General features: G+C 65.5%; 5 protein-coding genes. 3 read left to right on the forward strand and 2 right to left on the reverse strand.

Going from position 1 to position 5,472, the window contains the following annotated elements:
- Positions 1–82 precede the first annotated feature (82 nt).
- On the reverse strand, positions 83–502 hold the full coding sequence (locus AC5JJ6_RS39550) for a hypothetical protein (protein WP_496047298.1): 420 nt from the start codon (positions 500–502) through the stop codon (positions 83–85).
- A gap of 195 nt (positions 503–697) precedes the next feature.
- Between AC5JJ6_RS39550 and AC5JJ6_RS39555 the strand changes: the two genes are divergently transcribed.
- The 3 genes from AC5JJ6_RS39555 to AC5JJ6_RS39565 all read left to right on the forward strand — a co-directional run bounded on the left by AC5JJ6_RS39555 (position 698) and on the right by AC5JJ6_RS39565 (position 5,023).
- Positions 698–1,543, forward strand: a complete 846-nt coding sequence (locus tag AC5JJ6_RS39555) for a PfkB family carbohydrate kinase (protein WP_496047299.1) — start codon at positions 698–700, stop codon at positions 1,541–1,543.
- A 387-nt stretch (positions 1,544–1,930) separates the two neighbouring features.
- Positions 1,931–3,367: a DEAD/DEAH box helicase gene (locus tag AC5JJ6_RS39560; protein ID WP_496047302.1), complete on the forward strand. Its 1,437-nt coding sequence runs from the start codon at positions 1,931–1,933 to the stop codon at positions 3,365–3,367.
- Between the two features lie 42 nt (positions 3,368–3,409).
- Complete coding sequence (locus tag AC5JJ6_RS39565; protein ID WP_496047300.1) at positions 3,410–5,023, forward strand: peptide chain release factor 3; 1,614 nt, start codon at positions 3,410–3,412, stop codon at positions 5,021–5,023.
- Between the two features lie 33 nt (positions 5,024–5,056).
- On the opposite strand, the gene AC5JJ6_RS39570 is transcribed toward AC5JJ6_RS39565, so the two are convergent.
- Positions 5,057–5,472: helix-turn-helix domain-containing protein (locus tag AC5JJ6_RS39570; protein ID WP_496047301.1), on the reverse strand; the 416-nt coding region annotated here is incomplete at its 5' end.

Genomic DNA, 5,472 nt, shown 5'->3' on the forward strand with positions numbered 1-5,472 from the left:
ACGCGTCTATGTCGGCTGCCGCTTCGCTCTAGACCGACCTACAGCATGATCGCCTTCGCTAAGCCCGACCAGCTTCAGGCGGCTATGCGTGCCGGACATTGTCGGCACCCTTCTCCACCGCGAAGCCCAGTTGCAGGTTGACCAGATCGATCCGCCGCTCGTCCGGATCGCTTTCCTCCAGCAGGAACGGGCCAAAATCGGCCTGTTCCGTCCGGGCGATCAGCACCACTCCCGCCGGTAGCACGATCACCTGCCACATCACCTCCTCCTGCTCCCGGCTGGCGGTGATCGGGTCGATACCGCTGGCGCCATGAGCCACCATGCGGGAGTACGCGACCATTCCAGCCGCGTCCCTCATCACGAGCCGATAGGCCGGATGCCGTGACAGGGCGGTCTTGCCCATCTGGGGCGGAAGGTCCAGAGTGGCGATGATCCTCGGCCCGAAGGGCGTATCACGCAGGCAACCGTCGATCAGGACGGCCGGCGCGCCCAGGTCCCTCATGATGGACCGGCAATGGGTCAGAAGGGGCCGCCAGAGTGGCGGTGGATTGGAAATGCGTACAGGAATACACTGCGCCATCCTTCCCAATTGGTGACCCACCTTTCGAAAATCGAGTGAAGTCGTCCGGTACCGGCCGGAACATCGATCATCACCCGGCTAAGCCCCCTCGTGAACAGTTTTCTTGAGTCCTTCGTCATGGCCAAAATTCAGATCGTCGCCCGCATCAACTTCGACATCGTCGTCAGGCTCGATGGTCCCGTCAGCAGCGGCGCCCAGTTGAAAGGCCGGTTCCAGCCCGGACGGCTGGGCGGCGGCGGGGCCAACACCGGGGTGGCGCTCTGTCTTGCCGGGCACGACGTCAGCCTGTTCGCCGAAGTCGGCGGCGATGCGGCGGGTGACGGCATGCTGTCGCAACTCGCCGGCTTCGGCGCCGACACGTCGCGCGTGCGCCGGCTTGACGAGCCGTCGCCGCCGGTCATGGTCCTGCTCGACCCGGACGGAGAGCGCACCATCATCCGGGGAACGGCGCAGGCCTCCGACGCTCCGCCGCTGCCGGATGCGGACGAGCCAGCCGATGCGCTCTATATAAAGACCTACAGTACGGCAGTGGCCGGCCTGATGCGGGGGCGTCTCGACCGCTGCCTCGTCGTGTCCCACGCGCCGCCCCCAGGGACCGGCGACTGGCCGGCCCACGTCCTTGTCAACTCGGCGGCGCATATGAGCGAGCGGGAGCTTGCCGATCCCCTGGCTTATGCCCAGGGCCTTGCCGGTGACGCACTGCGGTGGATGGTCGTGACCGACGGTGCCCGAGGCGCCACCGCCTACGGCCCGACCGGCGTCGTCAACGTTTCCGCCGTGCCGGCCGACGTGGTGGACAGCACGGGCGCCGGCGATGTTTTCATCGCCGGTCTGATCCATGGCCTGCTAGGCCAAAAGCCGATCCAGGAAGCGCTCGGCGTGGGAGCGCTTTGGGCGGCGGCGGCGGTCGGCTCCCCTACGTCGATCCCGCCGGAATCCCTCCGCGATCTCCTGGGTTCGTAACCCGGCCTATTCTGGTGGTAATCCCGGCGGTAATGGCCTTCGAGGTATGCCAGCTTGTCGCGGGCGCGGATTTACTGGAAATCATCTCTGGTAATTTCTGAAGGAGATGCTATCTAAGCCCTTGTTGAGTGGCTTGGGCCCCCGACGGTCGGCATGGTGCCGTATCCGCATTTCGGCCCCTCGTGCCTTGCGGATATTGTATTGCGGACCTTCGGACGCGACTTTCGCCCGATTGACCCGCTCGCTCATTTTCCGAAAGCAGCCGCTCGTTACGCGCGACGTTCATCATCGGTCCTTCCGGTGAGAGCGTTGCCTTTGTCTTGTCCCAAAGCGGCGGCCGTGTGCCCCGCTTGAGGGAAACACGTACCGAGGATGACCTTTTTGACCATGACTTTCGCTGAACTCGACCTGCACCCGACCCTTCTCCAGGCAGTTGAAGCCGCTGGCTACAACGAGCCGACTCCGATCCAGGAAAAGGCTATTCCCCTGGCGATGGCTGGACGGGATCTGGTTGCGTCGGCCAATACCGGAACCGGCAAGACCGCAGCCTTCGTGCTGCCGGCCCTGCAAAAGCTGAAGACCCCGCGCACCCCCGGCAATTTCGGGCCGCGCGTCCTGATCCTGTCCCCGACCCGCGAACTGGCGACCCAGATCCTGGACGCCGTCCGCAAGTATTCCAAGTTCGACCGCGTCCAGACCGGCGTGATCCTGGGCGGCATGCCGTACCGTGAACAGCTCCGCATGCTGGAACGCCGCGTCGACCTGATCGTCGCCACGCCGGGCCGGCTGATCGACCACCTGGAGCGCGGACGCGTCAACCTCAGCGGCCTCGAGCTGCTGGTGCTGGACGAAGCCGACCGCATGTTGGACATGGGCTTCATCGAGCCGGTCGAGCAGATCGCCGCCGCCTGCCCAGCGACCCGCCAGACGTTGATGTTCACCGCCACCTGCGACGGCCCGATGGAGCGCCTTGCCGCCCGTCTGCTGAAGAACCCGGAGCGAATCGACATCGCCGGCAAGCAGGTCAGCCTGGATACGATCGACCAGCGCCTGCTGCGCGCCGACGACCTCGGCCACAAGCATCGCTTGCTCGATCACCTCGTCTCGACCGATGCCGAGGGCAAGACCATCGTCTTCGCCGCCACCAAGCGCGATGCCGACCGTCTGGCCGAGGAGCTGTGCGCCAAGGGCCATGCCGCCGGCGCTCTTCATGGCGACATGAAGCAGCATCAGCGTAACCGTACGATCGACGACCTGCGTCGCGGCCGTATCCGCCTGCTGATCGCCACCGATGTCGCGGCCCGTGGTATCGACATCTCCGACATCACCCAGGTCATCAACTTCGACCTGCCGAAGATCGCGGAAGACTACCTGCACCGTATCGGCCGCACCGGCCGGGCCGGCGCCAGCGGCACCGCCTACTCGTTCTTCACCCGGAACGACTGGAAGCAGGTCAAGGCGATCGAGAACTACATCGGCAAGGCGCTGACCAACCACACCATCGCCGGCCTCGAGCCGTCCGAGCGTCCGCGCGGCGCCTCCGCCCCCGGCGGTTACGCCAAGCGTCCGTATCGCGGCGGTGGGCAGGGTGCTCCCGGTGGCCGTCCCGGCGGCTTCGGCGGCGGTCCCCGCCGTCCGGATGCCGAGCGCAGCGGTGACCGGCCCCATACCGAGCATCGTCATGCCGACGGCCGTCCGGCCGAGCATCGTGGCGGCGGCGACCGTCCGCACGGTGAGCGCGGCGGTTTCAATCCGGCCCGTCGCGACCGTGATCGCGACCGTTCGACGGGCGGCGGCCGCCGGGGTTATTCCTCGGCCAGCTAAGGCCTGAAGGTTTAAGTTGGGAGACGACAGGCGGAGGATCGCATGAGTGATCTGCAAGAAGCCGTCTCCCGGCGCCGGACCTTCGCGATTATCGCGCACCCGGACGCCGGGAAGACGACACTGACCGAAAAGCTGCTTCTGTTCGGCGGTGCCATCCAGCTCGCGGGTGCTGTGAAGGCGCGCGGCGAGCAGCGGCGCGCCCGGTCGGACTGGATGAAGGTCGAACGCGAACGCGGCATCTCGGTGACCGCGTCCGTGATGAACTTCGACTATGCCGACCGGACCTTCAACCTCGTGGACACTCCAGGCCACGAGGACTTTTCCGAAGACACCTATCGTACGCTGACAGCCGTCGACAGCGCCGTCATGGTGATCGATGCCGCGAAAGGCATCGAGAGCCAGACGCGGAAGCTGTTCGAGGTCTGCCGTCTGCGTGACGTGCCGATCATCACGTTCGTCAACAAGATGGACCGCGAAGCCCGCGATCCGTTCGAGTTGATCAGCGAGATCGAGGACACGCTTGCCATCGACGTGACGCCGGCAAGCTGGCCGATCGGCTCGGGCCGCGGCTTCCTCGGCTGCTACGATCTGCTCAAGGACCAGCTTGTCCTGATGGACAAGACCCAGGGCGACGTGGCGAGCGAAGGCATCAAGTGCGAAGGACTGGACGATCCCCGGCTGGACGAGCTTCTGCCGGCCCATGCCGTCGCGACCCTCCGCGAGGAGGTCGAGATGGCGCGTGGGCTGTGTCCGGAGTTCGACCTCGAGTCCTACCGGGCCGGGCATTTGACTCCGGTCTTCTTCGGCAGCGCCATCAACAATTTCGGCGTCCAGGAATTGCTGAAGGGCCTTGGTGAGCTGGCTCCTCCCCCGCGTCCGCAGCCGGCCGACGGCCGTCTGGTAGAGCCGGATGAGGCCAAGGTCACCGGCTTCGTGTTCAAGGTCCAGGCCAACATGGACCCGAACCACCGGGACCGCATCGCCTTCTTCCGCCTGTGCTCCGGCCACTTCCGGCGCGGCGTGAAGCTGAAGCATATGCGGTCGGGCAAGCAGCTTGCCGTCAACAACGCCGTGCTGTTCCTGGCGCGCGACCGCGAGTTGGCGGAGGACGCGTGGCCGGGCGACATCATCGGCATTCCGAACCACGGCAGCCTGCGGATCGGCGACACGCTGACCGAGGGCGAAGAGCTGCGGTTCACCGGCGTGCCGAGCTTCGCGCCCGAACTGTTGCAGCGCGTGCGGCTGGACGATCCGATGAGGGTCAAGCATCTGCGGAAGGCGCTGGAGCATTTCGCGGAGGAAGGGGCCAGTCAGGTCTTCAAGCCGATGCTCGGTTCCGATTGGCTGGTCGGTGTCGTCGGGCAGCTTCAGTTCGAAGTGCTGGCGGCTCGGATCGAGGCCGAGTACGGCATTGCCGCACGGTTCGAGACGGCGTCCGTCGATGCGGCGCGCTGGATCGAATGCGACGACCCGCTGGAGATGAAGCGTTTCGTCGACAGCAACCGGGCGAACCTTGCCGAGGACCACGACGGCGCGCTGGTTTTCCTGTCGCGCAACACGTGGCATATGAACCGCACCCAGGAAGATTTCCCGAAAGTGCAGTTCCTGAAGACCCGCGAACAGAACCGCATCGTTCAGCAGGCCGCCGCACAGTAAAGGCGGTCTGCGTAAAGGTGTTCTGCCGGCACCTTACGAATTCCGCCGCAGCCGCTCCCGCTGGCTGCGGCGGAATTCGGACGGCGCGGTCTTTGCCGCCCGGACGAAGAACCGAGTGAAGTACGAGGGATCGGAGAAGCCCAGGGCATACCCGACCTCGGCCACCGACATGGACGTGTAGACCAGGGCACGCCTGGCTTCCAAAGCCAAGCGGTCGTGGATCACCGTCAACGCCGACTTGCCCAAAACGGTCCGGCAGACCCGGTTGAGCTGGGTCGTCGTTATGCCAAGCTCCTGCGCATAGCGGTCGAGCGGGCGCTGCTCCCGAAATCCCGTCTCCACCAACTGCCTGAAACGCCGGACATGCGTCTCCGCCCTGCTTTGCACGGAGACGCCGTCTTGACGTTCGATCAGCAGTCGCCGCGCCAGCCATACCAGCAACAACTCAA

Source organism: Skermanella sp. (genome assembly GCF_059503625.1).

Coding starts and splice junctions, on each gene's coding strand:
- AC5JJ6_RS39550 (WP_496047298.1), bottom strand. CDS start 502: ATGAGGGACCTGGGCGCGCCGGCCGTCCTGATCGACGGTTGCCTGCGT.
- AC5JJ6_RS39555 (WP_496047299.1), top strand. CDS start 698: ATGGCCAAAATTCAGATCGTCGCCCGCATCAACTTCGACATCGTCGTC.
- AC5JJ6_RS39560 (WP_496047302.1), top strand. CDS start 1,931: ATGACTTTCGCTGAACTCGACCTGCACCCGACCCTTCTCCAGGCAGTT.
- AC5JJ6_RS39565 (WP_496047300.1), top strand. CDS start 3,410: ATGAGTGATCTGCAAGAAGCCGTCTCCCGGCGCCGGACCTTCGCGATT.